We start from the raw sequence: 17,184 nt of genomic DNA, 5'->3' as shown, positions 1-17,184 counted from the left end.
ATTATTCCCACGCCTCGGGCGAAAACAAATAGCCTTTGGCCCAGATGGTTTTAATGCGAAAAGGTTGCTCGGTGTTATCAAATAATTTTTTTCGCAAGCGCGATATACGGATATCAATCGAGCGATCAAAACCATCGTATTCAATGCCGCGCAATTGTGTTACCAATGCCTCGCGACGAATCACTTGCCCAGCCTGACTCGCCAATAACCAGAGCACATCAAATTCATTGGCAGTGACAGGAATCATCTGGTTGCGATAAAAGACACTTTTGGCATCGCGCAGGATTTTTAATTGGCCAAATTGCAATTCACCCTCTTGCGCAGTAGCACTCGCCGGTTCAATGTGCTCCCGCCGCAGCAGGGCTTTAATTCGTGCTAACAAGACTCGCGGGCGCACCGGCTTGGTTAAATAATCATTGGCGCCCAGTTCCAGCCCGAGAATTTCATCGGCCTCTTCACCGCAGGCGGTGAGCATTAAAATTGGCCCGGAATAAAAAGCGCGCAATTCGCGACACAGATCAAAACCATTTTTGTAAGGCAGCATTACATCCAGAATAATTAATTCCGGCGGCTGTTGCTTTACCGCAGCCAACACTTGATCACCGCGATCAATATGGTGCAGCTGATAATTATGGCCGCGCAAATATTGCAATATCCACTCCGCCAAAGAGGCGTCATCTTCTACCAATAAAATGCTGGCGGGTATTTCTGTATTCATCATTAAAAAAGTCGCCAATGAGTTTTACGCCGGGTATTTGCCTTGTACACCCAAGCCACTTCCAGTGTGGCCGTAGCCAGGATTTTGTTGCCTTGCACATTAACCAGCTGCAAGTCTAGCGATGTATCACTGGCAAACTCATATTGAAATTGCCCTGCTGCAACATCTTGCCAGCAGTGAATGGGCGTTTCGGCAAACTGCTGATAAAGGCAATAATGCCCCGCTTGCGGAGCGCGCCAGAATAATTGCACGCTCTGATAACACATCTGTCCCTGGTGCAAAGCCACGCAGCGCTGAGGTTTTAATTGCAGCTGTGCGGCCGCGCTAGCAGCTTCATCCGCTACTGCGGCATGTGTTATACCCAAGACAATACTTGCACTTATCAAGTGCCGTACATATTTGCATAGGCATCTGATGTTCTGCCAAGCGTGGGTTATACAATTTTCCATTTGCAGCGCCACCACTAAAACACGTAACTAATAGCAGTGGCTATAATTTCGCCGTGGTCATCGAGTATAAGCGGGCTTTTAGTTGCAACGGATGCCAGCTCAATGCGCCGGATAAAACCGCGAAATACCCACTTCTCGCTGATCGGATAGGTCGCACCAAACTCCGCAACATAGGCCATACCCGCAGGTGCACTGTACTCAGGAAATACTTCAGACGCTTCATCGGCAGCGATAGAAAAATAATAGTCGGTAATTTCTTGTGAGCGATAAGTAGCGCCAACTATGCCGTGAAAATTCCAGTTGCGATATTGCCAGTGACGCGCAAGTTTCAACGAATAGAGTTCACCGTAATGCGTGCGGCTAATATCGGTAAGCGCGTGCAATTGCACAATATAATTGCCGAGGTAAGCTGTGGCGCGCGGGCCTGACATAAAATCACCGCGACGGGTTTTTAGGCCGCGATAATCATTCGTTTCATCGCCACTCATTTCATCGTGTTCGGCGAGTGCCACCCAATCGAGCGCCCAATTGCCGCTGGTATAATCATGGGTACCATTGTAAAAGTTGTAACCCATAGTGAATTGTTCGAGGCTCTGCGAAAACAATTCCACAAACCAGCCGTTATATTGGTAGCGTGCACTAATATCGATAAAGCCTTCATTGTGCACCTCGCCTTTTTTATTGCCCTCCGGCGCACCCACCACTGGATTGGTATAACTGGCAAAACCGAGCCCCACCTCTACATAACCGCCATTACCCGTATCTGGCCCCGAGGCACCTTTGCGTACATCGCTAGAGAGATCGCCAGCCATTACCTGCATGGCGACGCCTGCTGAAAACAGCATGCCGCAGATAAGACTAACGCGCGAACCGATCCACATAAGCATTTATAACCTGTGCAGTAAAAAGTGTGATTTAAAAAACCAGCGACATACCCAGTGCGGGAATAATGCCCATACCGACTTGATCTTCCAATTTGAAATCTTGCGCCGAGTGAGTGCGTTTGTAATCTAGTTTACGATTGGTAACATTGCGGCGATTGAGGGCGTTGAGAATATCAATATTGTAAGTGCCAGAGTAACCCCAAAGTGTCATTTCGCGTTTAAAGCGCAGATCCAGGCGCGAATACACCGGTAAATTTTCTGAATAGGGCTCGCCATATACCGGCAAGATGCGATTTTCAAACCAGGGGTTGGGCTGAATGCCCACAATTGGCGTTATCGCGCGGCCAGATTGTGCGGTCAAGCGCGTACCCACAGTCCACAAATCGTTTATTTGATAATTCATTACCCAATTCACTACCAGCGGCGTATCCAAATAATAATCGCGTTCCATATCGGTGAGTTTATTGGTGCGGGTACTGCGCGATGCACTGATCGCAAGCCAGCCGTACCAGCGATCGGTTAAACCTTTATTGATGAATAAATCCACCCCATAGGCCTCACCTTCAACATTGTTGGTGTAGAAGGGTTGGTTAGTATCATTCACATCACTTGCAAGCGGCAAATCGTCCATGGTTTTGTAATAGGTCGTTATCGACCAACTCCATTCATCAGCCAATTCCTGTTTAAGACCCAGCGTGTAGTGATTGGAGTTGGGCGATTGCAATTCGGTATTGCCAATTTGTGGAAAGGTTTTATCGATATCCGGCAAGCGATTGTAGCTGCCTGCAGAAGAACTTAACGTCCAGTTGTCGATAAACTCCCAGGCGATTGCAACACGCGGATGGGTAAAGGTTTCTTCGGTGAAATCGTTGTAGTGGGTTTGCACCCCCAGATCTACCGCCAGCGCATCGGTAATTGCCCAGTGATCATTCACATAGGCAGAATGCTCTTTAATTGTCACTGTATCTTCCGCGACAATTAATTCGCCGCGGCGCAACTCGCAATCGGGATCAAATTCAGTACATAAATAATTGATAAACCGCGCATCGTAACTGTATTCAGTATTATGGCTTTCTGCGCCCATTGAAATACTGTGGGAGTTGCCCAGCACCAGCGAAAAATTCGCTACCGCATAGACATCTTCCGTAGTGAAATCAAAAAAATATTTTTCCCCTCCCCAAAAGGTATCGTCATTTTTTTGGTAGTGCCCCATTTGCATATCAAGCTCACTGCCCTCCCCTGCAGCAAATTGCCAACGCAAATTTTGGTTGTGAAACGTATTTTGAATTTTGGCATCCCCGGCAAAATCCGGCTCTTCCATAACCTCGGTAGAAAATTCGGTAAATTCAGCTGCCGCCAAGTCACTTGCACCGTTCGCGCTCAAAGTGAGTTTGTGGTCATCACCTAAACGGTATTGGTATTTAAACTGGTAATCCGTATCTTCCGGTGCATCTTGCACTTTAATGCCGTCTTCTTTTTCGGCGGCATCACTATCAAAAAAATAATGCAGCAGACTGGCGCGACCAGACAAATAAAAGGCGGAATCTTCCGTTACATCGCCTTCAACAAATATGCCGGCGCGCAGAATTGAAAGATCAACTTTGGTATGAATATCCTGCGTTTTGGGGTCGCGCAATTTGATATCAAAAATCCCGCCGATGGCATTGCTATAGCGCGGACCAAACCCGGCGGAAAATAAGTCAAAATCCTGAATGATATTTTCATTAAAAATCGACGTAGAAAAAGTATGGAAAACATAGGCTGCCGGCGCACCGTCGACCAAGTAGCGATTGTCGCTCGGCGATGAGCCGCGCACCGCTGGGGCACCGCCGCCATCGCCTTCACTAATCACACCCGGCAAACTGAAAACTGCCATTAGCGGATCGCCCAGCGAACCTGGCACATCAATAATTTTTTGGGCATTTTCAGTAATCACCGAATAATCGCTTTTGCGCCCTTGTACTACCATTTCTTCCACGCCAGCGTCATTCGCGGGTGGCGGGGCGGGGCTTGTTGTATCACTGGCTATAACCGGGGCAGCTAAAAGCGAGAGGACTAATCCTGGAGTGACGATGGATGATGTGCGCATGGCGGTTTCCTTTTGGCTAGGGCAATCGCTGCGGTTACAGCAGCATAATTAAGAGCGCACAGCCTAGCGATGATCGACAAGATTGGGTGTAACAGAGCGCATGCGTCTGTATCAATCTGTAACAACAACAAAACCGACTATCGAATTATTGCAAAAGGCTTATGGATAATTAAAAAAACAGCTAAAGAAGCACTGCTGAAACACAGCCAGCACCTATACTTTGAAAAATAGGGAGGGACGACGATGAAGTTTCTTAAACCCGCAAGCCCCTTGGCGCCAAACAAAAGCGTACAGGGTAAACCCTGGAAAGTCGCGATTATCGATGATGAACAACAGGTACATGCGGTCACACAAATGGTGTTAAAAAACACTCGGGTTGATGAACAACCCATCGCCTTTCTCAACGCCTACAGTGCCGAGGAAGGTCTGCGTTTATTTCAGGATCACCCCGATATTGCGCTGGCATTTATCGATGTAATTATGGAAACCGATAATGCCGGGCTGGAGTTAATCCACAAGGTTCGTAACGATTTAAACAACCACTCCACGCGGATTGTATTGCGCACCGGCCAACCCGGCACCGCGCCAGAAGAAACTGTGATTCGCTCTTACGATATCAACGACTACAAAAGCAAAACCGAGTTAACCGATACCAAATTAAAAACCTGCGTGTATTCATCGATCCGCTCCTACCGCGACATAATCACCATTGAAACCAGTAAGCGCGGCATGCAAAAAGTGATCGCCGCGTCCGATTCCGTACTGCGCAGTCAAACCCTGTATCAATTCGGCAATGCCATTCTCAGTCACACTGTGCAGTTGCTCGGTATCAAAACCGCCGAGATGTATTTGGTTAGCCAGCATGTGGATCTGTTTGGCGATGCCGAATTAATTTTACTTGCCGCCACTGGCGATGAAGTCAGGCTCAATACCCAATGGGATACCGACATACTGCCCGCCGATGTCAAACAGACCATTATCGATACATTAGCGAACCAGCAATCCTCGGTAACTGAAGAGGTATTTATCGGTTACTACCATACCAATGAACAGACTCGCAGCGTGCTCTACACCCGTTTTCACGAAGCGCACAATGCGCTGCAAGATGAAATACTCACCTTGTTTGCCGCCAATATCACCTTGATTTTCCAAAACCTGCACAACCGCGAACACATTCAGGAAACCCAAAAAGAATTGTTGCTGGTATTGGGTGATGCGATTGAACAGCGCTCGAAAGAAACCGGCTCCCATGTGCGGCGTGTAGCGCTGATGTGTGAGCTAATGGCGCTAAAGCTCGGGCAAAGCAGCGAGTATGCGGAAATGTTGCGCCACGCATCGCCACTGCACGACATAGGTAAAATTGGCATTCCTGAAACTATTTTGCACAAACCCGGAAAACTGGATGATGCCGAATGGGAAATCATGAAAACTCACGCGCAAATTGGCTATGACTTATTAAAAGATTCCACCCGCACCATCGCCAAAATGGGGGCGCGCATCGCTCTGAGCCACCACGAGCACTGGGACGGTAATGGCTACCCCAGCGCATTGAAAGGCAATGCGATTCCACTGGAGGGGCGCATAGTTGCCATCATTGATGTAATTGATGCACTTGGTTCCGAGCGTGCCTACAAAAAGCCCTGGCAGGAAAATGACATTATCCACTACATCAGCGAGCGGCGCGGCAAGCAATTTGATCCGGCCATGGTAGACGCCGCGCTGGAACTGTTTGATGCCTTCCGCGATATTCGCAGAAATTTACCTGACTCATTTCATCATTAACCAGACCCACAATCATGACCAAATCGCTCTACGATATTTTGCTCGACGTGTCTAAATCATCAATGATCGACAACGGTGATTTAAACGCTGCCGGTCTATTGATTCTCACTGCCGCCATAGACGGCTTGCAAATCAATCGCGCCGGTGTGTGGTTATTTAGCGAAGACAAACAGGTCATTTGCGGAAAGATGCTCATCGATGGTGATGAGTGTGAATTAGACACCAGCCTCTGTCTCGCACGCAGCGACTTCCCCCATTATTTTGACAGCCTGGATAGCGAGCGCGCCGTAGTCGCCAACGATGCCCACACAGATCCCTGCACAGCGGAATTTAGCCAAAGCTATTTAACGCCGCTGGGCATCACCTCTATGCTCGATGCCCCTATAAGGCACCGCGGCAAAATGCTCGGTATTATTTGCTGTGAACATCAGGGTGAAAGACGCAGCTGGACCAATGAAGAAATTGCCTTTGCTAGCGCACTGGCCGATACCTATGGCCGCGCGGTTAGCGCCGCGCAGCGCAATGACTACGAGCGGCAGCTCAAAGAAATTAATGAACAGCTTGAACAAAAAGTGAATGAGCGCACCAATATCCTGCAGGAAGCGCTGCGCAATTTAAATCACACCCAGGCCAAATTAATTGAAAGTGAAAAACTGGCATCACTTGGCCGCTTGGTCTCTGGCCTCGCCCACGAAATCAATACGCCGCTCGGCATAGCGGTGACCTCTTCAAGCCACTGCCTCAGCGAATTAAAACGGGTACAAGCACTCTACAAAGATGAAGCACTTAATGAAGCAGAGTTTGCGCAATTTTTAGCAGAGCTTGACGATGGTTTGGGCTTAATCAATAACAATCTCAGCCGCGCCACCACCTTGGTACATAACTTTAAGTTATCCGGCTCCATTCACGCATCCACTGAAGAAGAGCAATTTGAACTGCGCAGCTGTATCGACCTCACCTTAAAAAGTTTGCAGCCGCTACTGAAAAAAAATCACATCGACTGCCAGCTAATGCCCAGCGCAGAGATAGCCCTGAATAGCTACCCCGGCGCTATAGCGCAAATTATTACCAACTTAATTACCAACTCCATTCACCACGCTTTTTCCCACGCTGAGCACGAGCACAAAGAAAAACAAATCCGCATCCAACTTACACAAACAGCTGAGCAAATCACCCTGCACTACAGGGATAACGGTTGCGGCATCGCCCCCGACATTCGCCCCCAAATTTTTGAACCCTTTTTCACCACCGCCCGCCGCACTGGCGGCTCAGGTTTGGGGCTATCCATTGTTTACAATTTGGTAACGCAAAAATTAGGCGGAGACATTGTGATTGATGAAGACCAATCTCACGGGGCGAGCTTTAGAATTGACATACCCTGCCACACTTGATCGCCGAAGCAAGCCCTGTAAACGCTGGCATCTCCCCCCCTATCCGCCTACAATTCCCTCCTTTGTTTTGATTCGGCTGTTACGGCCTGAGAGCTATGAGTTCATCCCTGATTCCCGAGCGCCCACTGCTAATTTCCCCGTCTCTCGCCGCGACTATCGGGCTGGAAGAGGCCTGTATGTTGTCGATTTTGGGCGATATGGCGACTTATTTGCCGCTGGTTCCAGCCAATGGCCGCCAGTGGCTGGATGTGGATGCGAGTTGGATAAACCGTTTAATGCCGTTTTGGGCAGATCAGGATATCCAGCGCATTAGCCGCAGCTTGAAGGATAAGGGCATAATTCTGCTCGCTTCGGCGCCTTACACTGAGAGTCAGCGCTTGACGCTGGCATTTGATGAGGCCGATACCCAGCCGTTCGCGCCGCCGCCCGCAATAAACCCTATTGCTGCACCCGCCCCTGTGATCCATGCCGGAGCGACCTTGATATCGCCCAACTGGCAGCCCGATCAGGAGTTGTTGCGCCAGATTGCGCAATACAATATCCCGCTCGATTTTGTGCGCTTGCAAGTGCCCGAGTTTGTGACTTACTGGCGCGAGCGCGGTGAAACGAATCACTCCTGGGGCGCGAAATTTTTAAAGGATTTATTGCACAAATGGCGCAGCCATGAAACCCAAATCGCGCGGCAAAAACGCGAAGAAAGTGAACGACAAGTGCGTGATCGCGATACCGAGTTTTTAAATCGCGATTTGGAAATCGCCATGCACAGCCAGTGGCGTCCAAGCAAAGATGCGCTTGAAGTACTGGTGAAGCATGCAAGTATCAGCCTTGCCTTTGTGGAGGATTCCATTCCGGAATTTGTGGTCTATTGGCAAGAGCGCGGTGATGTGGGGCGCACCTGGAACAGCAAGTTTATCCAGCATGTGAAACGCCAATGGAATCGCTACAACTCGGCGCTGGAACACGACACCGAACCCAAACGTATTCCCGATAATTGGCAGCCAAGTAAAGATGTGTACGATGTACTCAAACTCGCCAATATCGATTTAAAATTTGCCCAGCAGCAGGTCGCCGAATTTGTTTTGTACTGGCGCGACAGCAATCAATTGCTCGCCAGCTGGAATACCAAATTTTTGCAGCACGTGAAGTTTCACTGGGCCAAACAACACGCATTAACAACCGTCAACTCGCAGCAGGTTAATACCCATGCAGGACAGCAACTCCCTCATTCAGCAGGTCGCACAAGAGATAGCAGCCTCGCGCAACAACTCAACGACCGCAGCTGGGCAAACTGAGCAGCAGCGCAACGAACAAGAGCGCCCGGCGCCCGGCGATGGCCACATAGATGCGATCAATCAAGTGTTTGCACTGTTTCGTATTAATTATCACAACCAGTATTACGCCGCGTTTAAAGACAACGAGCTGCTCAATCAAGCGCGCCGCCTCTGGTTGAACTCACTCGCGCAATTTGCGCCGGAAACTATTTTGCGCGGTGCGCGCAAGGTGATTGAAGAATCGGAATACTTGCCCACGCTTAACCGCATGATTCGCGCTTGCCAAGGCGAGCCGGATAAATTCGGTTTGGTGGATGCTCACCAGGCTTACGTAGAAGCTTGCCGCGCGCCCAGCCCGAAAGCGGCTTACGCATGGAGCCATCCGGCGGTGTATCACGCTGGTTGTGCAAGCGACTGGTATTTTCTGACCACCAATGCCGAGAAAGTCGCCTTCCCGATTTTTGAGCGGCACTATTTAAAACTCTGCGAGCGCGTAATGAACGGCACAGAATTACCCGCACCGAATATACCCGCACTGCCCGAAACGATAGAAACACCGCTGAGCAAAGAAGAAAACGCCAAGCGCATGGAAGAACTGCGCAAACAACTCGATTTGTAATTCACTTTTAATTTTTTGGACCAACCTTTTTTATGAATAAAAACGCATCACAATGGCTACTAGGCTTATTACTGGTCGCCTTCCCCATTGCAACACTGGTATTAGTACTCACACTTGCCAGCTTGCCCGCAAATTATTTTTTCGCCGATGCAGAACAAGCTGGCGATGATTTATCGAGCAATACACTGCTGCCCGACTTTTCCGCGATTGAGCAAACACCTGAGCGCAAAGCACAGTTTCTTGAGATGCTGCGCCCAATGGTCGATGAGAAAAACGCAAACCTATTAAAGTCCCGCGAACGATTAATCAAAATCAAAACTGAATGGGTTGAATCGCAACAAATTACGGGTGTGAATGAGCGCAACCTAAAGAAACTGCGTGAAAAGTTTCATGTGACCTATGAAACCTATCCTGAAGATGCCAAGGCAATCGAAATTCTGCTGCTGCGCGTTGACACAATTCCACCGGCAATGGTCTTGGCACAAGCGGCTATTGAATCTGGCTGGGGCACCTCTCGCTTTGCTGAGGAGGCGCACAATTTATTTGGCCATTGGTGCTATAAAGAGGGCTGCGGCATAGTACCTAACAAACGCCCCGCCGGCGCCAAACACGAGGTTAAGAAATTTAACAATGTTGAAGAGTCGGTTACGGCATACTTCAACAACATTAATACTCACAACACTTATCGCCCCTGGCGGCAGCTGCGCGCACAATTGCGCGATACACCGCAACAATTTACCGGCAGCGCGATGGTGGCCGAACTGGGCAAATACTCCGGGCGCGGCAGTGTTTATATTCATGAATTGCGTACCCTTATTCGCAGTAACAATCTGGAATAATCCACAGCCAGACAATTCACCATGGCTACACCACCACACAGCAAGGATTTCTTATGTGTAAACGATTGGCAATTATCATCAGCGCACTGGGCAGCATCACCAGCCTGAGTGCACAAGCAGAGCTGCCGGTAGCATTTCATGTGTCCGGGCAAGCGGCTTACACCAAAGTTAAAGCAGCTGGCGAAAACTTTTCGCCCTCGCTGTTTCAGTTTAAAGCGGATATTGAAGTTACCGATGGACTGTTAGACGGCATTGGCCTGCAAGGACTTGTTGCAGTCCCCATGAGCAGCGCAGAAGAAAACGGCCTGACGCTGGATATCAAACAACAGAGCGCCGCTTATATCACGCTCACCAACCCAGAGACGGAATCGGGCGATATTAAAGTCAGTATTTTGCTTGGTTATGCCTCAACTGAAATCGAAACCCAACTTCCGTCTCTCGGCGAAACGGGCAGCAACAGCGATACTTTTTCTGATTTCAGTTATGGCATCTCAGTGCAAGACCCAATCATAGAAGGTAAACCTTATTATTGGACCCTCGACTTAATTCGCTATTACAAAGATGACAATTTAAGCGTTGATGGCATCAGCCTGGGAGTAACTTATGCGTTCTAAAGGATTACAACTTTTATCGGCACTCGCATTAGGTGCCAGTGCATTCACACTGATCAGCTGCGGCGGCGGTGATGGCGACAGTGCACGCGTTGCGCAAACCGTTGATGCAAGTAAAAATGGGATAACCACTATTAAGCTTGCAGACACCAGCAGCAGTGTTCACATCCAAGGCAGCCGTCAATTTAATTTAATTGGCGCAGATGCAAATGGCAAAGAAATAAACCTCAACAACAAAGCTAGCTGGACCCTAAGCGACCCCAGCTTGGGCAGCATTAAAAATGGCCTGTTCAAAGCGGCGGGTAAAAAAGCTCCTCTGCAACTTGTTGTCAGCTATGCGGGCATGAGCAGATCATTGGATATAGCCTTGACCGATGCCAACCTCACCGGCATTACCGTCAAACATCCAACAGGATCTGTCGATGTATGCAAAGACACACAATTCACTGCAGACACAGTGTTTAGCGATGGAGAGAGTTATGACTATCCATTGACCTGGAAAATTACCAGCAGCAATCCAGTCAATATTGCGAGCTTTGCGGACACTAACGTCCCCTCACTCAGCACAAGCAAAAATGGAGTTATTAAAGTTGTTGCTTCAGGTTTAGACAACGACAAAAAAATAGTTCCATCACCGGAATTTGAGTTCAATATTCTCAGCAATCTCACAAAACTGTCATTGAGCTCCAATAAAAGTTTGGAGATGCGTCAGGGGCAAACGGCAACTGTCACTGCCACTGGCGAATATAAAGATGGCTCAAGTGTCAACATCACTAAAAATGTCTCCTTGACCAGCAGCAATACCAGCGCACTCACCGTTAATAAAACAACCGGGGTTATTACCGCGGCTGCAGGTACCATTAGCGGCACCGACGTCAACCTCACCGCCAATTGTGACGGCACGACTGAAACTCTCATCATTAAAGTATTAAAACCCGAGCTGTTAAAAATGGAAATCGTTGGGCAAACCAGCACCACATCAACAGAATCTATTTCTGTCTCTGTCGGCGGCAGTGTTGAACCGCGGATCAAAGTTTCTTACCCAACCAGTACAGGAATAGATCCAGAAATTTATTCTGGCACCAACACCCTATGGGAAATCACCAGTACACCAACGGGTTATGACTCAAGTAAAGTTACTCTGGAATCAAAAACAGGTAAGGTGACCATCAGCAGCTCGATGATTATCGAAAGCTCCATGATCGTTACACTATCAGCCAAGCTTTTGGATAGTGACAACAAAGTCATTATTGGCAGTGACGGCAGCGAACTGAAAGACACCATTCAATTGACAATCAACAGATAAACAAAAGGCGCTCCCAGTGTGTGGGAGCGCCTTGTAAAAAAATTAAAATTTTAATCCCCGTATGTCCACTCACCTTTTCTATCGGTAACCAACCACTGTTGGGTATACCAATAAAACCTCCCTTTTTCTCCGGCATAAGCGGTGCAGTTATAGCGTGTTCGTCCAGGGTTTAGCGGCTGCTTGGCTTGTGCCCATAATTTATTATCAATTACTTCTACTGTAATCGCGCCCTGACCAGTGGCAAAACAATTTATTTTTTTCAGCAGTGCTGCATTATCCAGCTCCAACACCAGCCAAGGTTTATCACCGGCTTTTACTATCAGATTTTTTTGCTCGGTGTTTTTATCACGATAAAAGCTAACACTTCTTGTCGGCAATGGCTTGGTATTGACCTTCATTATGAAGTCGTCGAGTTCGGTAAAACTGCCACCAAAGGGAAAGCGCGGAACAGATTGCAAATCAACTTTTTCATAGAGCGCGCCAGATTGTTGACCGAAGGCGATATAACCCAACTTCTTGGCAATCTGCTGCACATCAATATCGTACTCACCAAAGGGGTAAGCCATAATCATCGGCGCCGTGCCGATTTCCTGTTCAATTTTTGTTTGCGCTTGATTAATCTCGGAGGCAATTCGCACTCGCCACTGCACAATTGACTCATCTTTTTTGCGTCGAGGCAGGTGATTATGTTGAGTCGTGTGGTTTGCAATAGTGACGCCGTGTTTTGCCATTTCACGCAACTGATCCCAACTGACAAACAGTTTTGATGTGCCGATGGAATCTGTGTTTACAAAAAAGGTGAAAGGCCAGCCGCGTTTCTTTAAACGCGGAAATGCCGATTCGTAAACCGATGCGTATGAGTCATCAAAAGTAATTGCTACCGTTTTATCCGGCAGCGGCTCGCCTTTGCGCAATGTTTCCGTGAGTTCCAGCAGCGGCACCACCTTAAAATCATTCCGCGCCAAATAATCCATCTGCGCTTCAAAGTGTGCAGGGCTAATGCTGGTTGATTTTGGTGTGCTACTGCTGACATGGTGATACAAAATAACTACGGCCGCTTGTGCAGATGAGGCAAAAACAATACTCAGTAGCAGAGCAAAAAATTTAACAGATGAAGCCGCAACACGCGCCTTTCTCATTTTTTACCTCGGGATATTAATACTGCGCGCGAATCTCAAACGGAAATTCAGCCGTTTGCTGCTTGCGCGCGATACTGAATTCAATCGTCGCTGGATGTTGCTTGATAGGTAACTCTACTTGGTTTACCCCTTGGTTACTGCGCAACTCAGCTGCTTGGCTAATCAGAGTGCCGTTTTGATCCAACGCACTAATCGCCATCAGCTCGGGAAAAATACCGTGAATATCAAACAGCAAGCGCCCAGCTTCCCAGCGCGCCAATTTGAATGAAGACTCAGCGCCATTCCATTGCATACCGAATTGAAATGGCAGTTGGATTGCAACCGGGTCAGCCGCCGCGAGGAATACTAATTTTCCCCAGAAGGCAATCACATCACTCACCCCCAGGTCCTGCCCACGCAAATCCAATTGGCCGCGCAACCACGGCTGCGCCGGGTCGGTTTGATATTGTCCATCTACCCAATTGCCGCCTTGGTACTCAAGTGCAATAGGCGCTTGAAAAGTCACCGGGTGAATATTGCCGGCCGAGTCTTCCACCTCGGTAATAAAAAATCGCGCCGCACTCAGTTGCCGCGTAAGTGCGTGCTGATTGCGCAAATAAATATCGGCCATCAACGACAATTGTTGTGCCTGAATACTCATTTGATTGACAGCAATTAAGGCTGGGCCGGCCACAATAGTTTGTTGCGGCGCTTGATAGGGGTATTGAATATCCGCTGGTGGTGAGTCCGCTTTAAGCGCAGCCAAACCCGCCACTGTCAATAATTCGGGAGCAGGTTTTGCGACAGCGAAATCCTGCTCCAAGGGTTGAATGCGGCCAAAACTAAAAGGATATGTTTGCGGTTCCAATTGGCTTGCCACAATCACTTCTGCGGCAGCAATAGTGCCTTGCACTTGAATACTGGTGGTATTACCTGCAGCAAATAAATTCACGCCACGCATCGCATTAACCGATTCCAATGGTTTGCCTTCTGCATTCAAAGCATTTACCTGCAAGAGCGCAGGGCTATTGCCAGAGTATTGAAAATACAAACGGCTGGCGCCTGCTGACAAAAAGCGCAACTCCAACCCGTGTGAATTAATAACTTTACCAGCTAAAGGAGCATCTACTTTTATGCGCTCAATACTAACCGGCAAGTTATAACTCAGCTCGCCTTTAATCGCGCCAATATTGGAAAGATTAATATTGCTGGGCAACAGGATTTTTTTTGTGCCGCGAATACCAAGATACGGAAGTGGTTGCCCCTGATTGAGTGCAGTGCCTTCGTAAATCATGTTGACATCAACCGCTCGACGCGCGCCCGATGTATCACAGCCGCTTGTGGCTAATAGAGATTGATCCTGATGATCAACAATATCGGTAATACGCAATTGCACATCACCCGCGTCCTTGCCTAAATTGGGCAAATTAAATGCATTGGCATCCAGCGTAATTACCACACCTTTCGCCGTCGCCTCAATACTGCTAATCGTCACACCAAAAGGCCCCGCAATAGTTTGTGCGGCTAATGCAGGATTCAAATGGGCATTGGCTGAAAAATCTGGCAGCTGTGCAGAAGTCAAATTGGTGAACTGCCGTGGCGTATTATCAATCTGCTCCGCAGTGGCTGGACTATCACTTTCGCTCATTGCAAAGGTTCGCGCGAGCAAGGAGTTAGCCCAGAGCTGCAATTGCGCCTCTATCTGTTCATCAAACATCACTGAGGCTGCTAATTGCTGATCGCTCTTGGTAATTTTCATTCGCTCATAAATAGGCAGGGTTTCAGGCCAATCTTGCGCGATAGTATTTTTTACCTCAGCCAATAGTGGCGCGACATTTTTTTCGGCAGTGTTAATGAAGTCTTGATTGGCACCTACCAGCACGGCATTAAATTCCAATACTGGCGGCAGTAAGCGCGGTGCAACACCGAGGTAAATACCTTTTACCGGTGCGGAATCCAGCGATAATTTCCCCAGCGCAATTGCAGTAGACGCATCGGCAAACTGTGCCGGGTTTAGCAGAGCCACGCTCAGCATTTGTGTGGCGCTAATACGCCGCCAATCCGTTAAGTCTTTTTCCGCGGAGGCTGCTGCATCCATACGACCGCGAAATGCAGCCACGCGCTCTGGTGCACCCAAAATAATTCGGTCAGATTCAACTACCGCCATCATGACTGGATTTTTTGCACAGGTATTTTCATCCACCGACGAAAACATTATTTGCTGCGGCGACTCTTCATCTATCACATAGTGTTGTGTTAGCCAAGCACGAATTTTTTTGGCATCAAATTGCCCCGTCAACACCCAGAGCGGTTGATTTTGATTATTAGCGCGATAGGCAGACACCCACACCTGATCCAATTGCTGCGCAATATTAATTCCGGATTGCTCCATACTTTTCCAGAAATTATCGACAGGGGCGGGCAGATTATGCAGCCCTTCTGCGGACTGCAACGTATCTGGCAGCTGCTGCAAACGCGACACGTCGGCATGAGCCAAAACAAACAGGGATTCAGTTGCCAGCGCATTTACAATTTGCTCTGATTTTGCCGTAACGGTTACCGGCTGCCAGAGCGGGCGCTTTAGCCACAAAATAATTGATACAGTTACGGCTATCGCCAACAAAATTGCCAACATGCCCCAGACAAAAGTGGATTTGTGGAAATCCACATCTGTATGTGCATCATCAACCTCTACTGCGCGATCTTCCTGGGCAGCTGAATTTGATGTTGGTTCTTGTGCTGATTTAATTTCAGCATCGACATCTGCAGTCGCTTCAGTTTCTATAGCCTGTTTAATATTTATTTCTTTTTTAACTTCAGTTTCTTTTTTAACTTCAGTTTCTTTTTTAACTTCAGTTTCTTTTTTAACCTCTACTTCTTGTTTGCTTTCTGCTTCTGCTTCTGCTTCTGCTTCTGCTTCTGCTTCTGCTTCTGCTTCTGCTTCTGCTTCTGCTTCTGCTTCTGCAGTATTGTCTAGCTGAACATTTTCTGTTGCTTCAATTTTTACCCCTGATTTAACCTCTAACGCAGATTCGGATTCAGGCTCAGATTCGATTTCTTTTTCTGCTGGAGCATAGACTTCGGGCGCAACTGGCGTCTCAGACGCCACATCGAAATACGCCGCGGTTTCAGGCTTATCGGGGGCCGGAGTTGCTTCCGATACTACCGGCTCATATTCAGATTCAAGTTGATTTTGCGGCGGCGCATTTTTCTCAGCATCCGTTTCTGCTAGATGAGCAGTTATGTCGTCGGGCGATTCCACTGGCTCGCGCACAATAACTTTTTTAACCAATAGTTGGCGCGGCGGTTCATCTTCATCGTCCAGATCTTCATCCAGGCTATGCAGTTCCAACTCCAGCTCAATTTGGTCGGCAATATTATCGACATCGGGCGCGGTTATACTTACCGCATCCAGATACACTCCCGCCTCCAAAAATGCCGTGCGCCACTGTTCAACCTCGGCGGAGCTTTCCAGCAACTTAATCACGCTGGGACGTTGGGAGAGAAATAACAAACGAATTGTTTTTGGTTTTAATTGGAGCAACTGCGCCAAATTGCCCACAACTTGATCCGCATCAAATCCTGCAACAAATTGGTTTTTATAGATAAGCTTGTACACAAAAACTCCTTCAGTTTTCAGAGTTATGCTGTGATCTTATTCGTTTATTACAGACACAGTCTTTCTGAAAGCACTAAAAAAGGAAACGCCTTGCAGCGCAACGAACATAAACAATGATGACTCCGCGCAAGTTGTTGCGAAGCTCATTGCGGAATAAATTACAGAGGCAAACTAGAGCTCAGTCTTCTTGCAAAAAGCGTAGCCCCACGCCGGCGGGTTCAACACGCACCACTTCCAGTTGCAATATAGGGGCGTCGTCCATCAGCCCTTGTACCTGACCAGTAAGTCGCGTTCCGATTGGCGGGATTTGCTCTGGCTCAAGCACAACAAAAACACCACCATCGGAAATGTCACGGGTTTTTACCAACAACTCGCCCACGGATTCATGGGCAATTTTAATCCGGCAAGCAAAGGTTGTGCGCACATGCCGACGTTTGTCTTTCGAGTTCATGAAAGCTCCTGAATTATTGTTGTTGTACCGCTATGTT

Annotated in this window: 14 protein-coding genes; 7 read left to right on the top strand and 7 right to left on the bottom strand. The window is 48.1% G+C overall.

Annotated elements, in window-relative coordinates:
* Position 1 precedes the first annotated feature (1 nt).
* The 4 genes from AWU77_RS12300 to AWU77_RS12285 are packed head-to-tail and all read right to left on the bottom strand — an operon-like array spanning position 2 to position 4,140.
* The gene (locus tag AWU77_RS12300; protein ID WP_062063814.1) at positions 2-721 is read right to left on the bottom strand and encodes a response regulator; all 720 of its coding nucleotides are present in this window, start codon (positions 719-721) and stop codon (positions 2-4) included.
* Positions 721-1,167 carry a DUF3019 domain-containing protein gene (locus AWU77_RS20855; RefSeq protein WP_152625352.1) on the bottom strand — a complete coding sequence of 149 codons (447 nt, stop codon included), beginning with the start codon at positions 1,165-1,167 and terminating at the stop codon, positions 721-723. Before AWU77_RS20855 ends, AWU77_RS12300 begins: the two co-directional genes overlap by 1 nt.
* 14 nt (positions 1,168-1,181) lie before the next feature.
* Positions 1,182-2,054, bottom strand: coding sequence for a MipA/OmpV family protein (locus AWU77_RS12290; protein ID WP_084618332.1), 873 nt, complete (start codon positions 2,052-2,054; stop codon positions 1,182-1,184).
* A gap of 28 nt (positions 2,055-2,082) precedes the next feature.
* Positions 2,083-4,140: a TonB-dependent siderophore receptor gene (locus AWU77_RS12285; protein ID WP_062063808.1), complete on the bottom strand. Its 2,058-nt coding sequence runs from the start codon at positions 4,138-4,140 to the stop codon at positions 2,083-2,085.
* A gap of 243 nt (positions 4,141-4,383) precedes the next feature.
* Between AWU77_RS12285 and AWU77_RS12280 the strand changes: the two genes are divergently transcribed.
* From AWU77_RS12280 to AWU77_RS12250, 7 genes are all read left to right on the top strand, one after another.
* The gene (locus AWU77_RS12280; protein ID WP_062063806.1) at positions 4,384-5,922 is read left to right on the top strand and encodes a response regulator; all 1,539 of its coding nucleotides are present in this window, start codon (positions 4,384-4,386) and stop codon (positions 5,920-5,922) included.
* Positions 5,923-5,936: 14 nt separating this feature from the next.
* Complete coding sequence (locus AWU77_RS12275; RefSeq protein ID WP_062063804.1) at positions 5,937-7,313, top strand: GAF domain-containing sensor histidine kinase; 1,377 nt, start codon at positions 5,937-5,939, stop codon at positions 7,311-7,313.
* A 95-nt stretch (positions 7,314-7,408) separates the two neighbouring features.
* Complete coding sequence (locus AWU77_RS12270) at positions 7,409-8,605, top strand: DnaT-like ssDNA-binding domain-containing protein (protein WP_062063802.1); 1,197 nt, start codon at positions 7,409-7,411, stop codon at positions 8,603-8,605.
* Positions 8,517-9,203 (top strand): replication protein P, encoded by a 687-nt coding sequence (locus AWU77_RS12265; RefSeq protein ID WP_062063800.1) that lies wholly within the window; start codon positions 8,517-8,519, stop codon positions 9,201-9,203. Before AWU77_RS12270 ends, AWU77_RS12265 begins: the two co-directional genes overlap by 89 nt.
* 32 nt (positions 9,204-9,235) lie before the next feature.
* The gene (locus AWU77_RS12260) at positions 9,236-10,042 is read left to right on the top strand and encodes a glucosaminidase domain-containing protein (protein WP_062063798.1); all 807 of its coding nucleotides are present in this window, start codon (positions 9,236-9,238) and stop codon (positions 10,040-10,042) included.
* A 53-nt stretch (positions 10,043-10,095) separates the two neighbouring features.
* Positions 10,096-10,656, top strand: coding sequence for an outer membrane beta-barrel protein (locus AWU77_RS12255; protein WP_062063795.1), 561 nt, complete (start codon positions 10,096-10,098; stop codon positions 10,654-10,656).
* Positions 10,646-11,959 carry a hypothetical protein gene (locus tag AWU77_RS12250; RefSeq protein ID WP_062063793.1) on the top strand — a complete coding sequence of 438 codons (1,314 nt, stop codon included), beginning with the start codon at positions 10,646-10,648 and terminating at the stop codon, positions 11,957-11,959. Before AWU77_RS12255 ends, AWU77_RS12250 begins: the two co-directional genes overlap by 11 nt.
* 50 nt (positions 11,960-12,009) lie before the next feature.
* Here AWU77_RS12250 and AWU77_RS12245 read toward each other — a convergent pair whose 3' ends face one another.
* The 3 genes from AWU77_RS12245 to AWU77_RS12235 form a co-directional block, all read right to left on the bottom strand.
* Positions 12,010-13,098 carry a polysaccharide deacetylase family protein gene (locus tag AWU77_RS12245; RefSeq protein WP_084618330.1) on the bottom strand — a complete coding sequence of 363 codons (1,089 nt, stop codon included), beginning with the start codon at positions 13,096-13,098 and terminating at the stop codon, positions 12,010-12,012.
* Between the two features lie 16 nt (positions 13,099-13,114).
* Positions 13,115-16,696, bottom strand: coding sequence for a hypothetical protein (locus AWU77_RS12240; protein WP_062063790.1), 3,582 nt, complete (start codon positions 16,694-16,696; stop codon positions 13,115-13,117).
* A 178-nt stretch (positions 16,697-16,874) separates the two neighbouring features.
* Entirely contained in the window at positions 16,875-17,147 is a 273-nt protein-coding gene (locus AWU77_RS12235) for a PilZ domain-containing protein (RefSeq protein WP_062063788.1), read from the bottom strand.
* Positions 17,148-17,184 lie beyond the last annotated feature (37 nt).

The sequence above is a fragment of the Cellvibrio sp. OA-2007 genome, from assembly GCF_000953825.1.
Lineage (GTDB): Bacteria > Pseudomonadota > Gammaproteobacteria > Pseudomonadales > Cellvibrionaceae > Cellvibrio.
This window is presented reverse-complemented; position numbering and strand designations above follow the sequence as displayed.

Bases quoted from the DNA above. Each gene is read 5' to 3' on its own strand.
- AWU77_RS12275 (WP_062063804.1), top strand. From the start codon at position 5,937: ATGACCAAATCGCTCTACGATATTTTGCTCGACGTGTCTAAATCATCA.
- AWU77_RS12235 (WP_062063788.1), bottom strand. From the start codon at position 17,147: ATGAACTCGAAAGACAAACGTCGGCATGTGCGCACAACCTTTGCTTGC.
- AWU77_RS12255 (WP_062063795.1), top strand. From the start codon at position 10,096: ATGTGTAAACGATTGGCAATTATCATCAGCGCACTGGGCAGCATCACC.
- AWU77_RS12285 (WP_062063808.1), bottom strand. From the start codon at position 4,140: ATGCGCACATCATCCATCGTCACTCCAGGATTAGTCCTCTCGCTTTTA.
- AWU77_RS12270 (WP_062063802.1), top strand. From the start codon at position 7,409: ATGAGTTCATCCCTGATTCCCGAGCGCCCACTGCTAATTTCCCCGTCT.
- AWU77_RS12290 (WP_084618332.1), bottom strand. From the start codon at position 2,054: ATGCTTATGTGGATCGGTTCGCGCGTTAGTCTTATCTGCGGCATGCTG.
- AWU77_RS12260 (WP_062063798.1), top strand. From the start codon at position 9,236: ATGAATAAAAACGCATCACAATGGCTACTAGGCTTATTACTGGTCGCC.
- AWU77_RS12265 (WP_062063800.1), top strand. From the start codon at position 8,517: ATGCAGGACAGCAACTCCCTCATTCAGCAGGTCGCACAAGAGATAGCA.
- AWU77_RS20855 (WP_152625352.1), bottom strand. From the start codon at position 1,167: ATGGAAAATTGTATAACCCACGCTTGGCAGAACATCAGATGCCTATGC.
- AWU77_RS12300 (WP_062063814.1), bottom strand. From the start codon at position 721: ATGATGAATACAGAAATACCCGCCAGCATTTTATTGGTAGAAGATGAC.
- AWU77_RS12280 (WP_062063806.1), top strand. From the start codon at position 4,384: ATGAAGTTTCTTAAACCCGCAAGCCCCTTGGCGCCAAACAAAAGCGTA.
- AWU77_RS12250 (WP_062063793.1), top strand. From the start codon at position 10,646: ATGCGTTCTAAAGGATTACAACTTTTATCGGCACTCGCATTAGGTGCC.
- AWU77_RS12245 (WP_084618330.1), bottom strand. From the start codon at position 13,098: ATGAGAAAGGCGCGTGTTGCGGCTTCATCTGTTAAATTTTTTGCTCTG.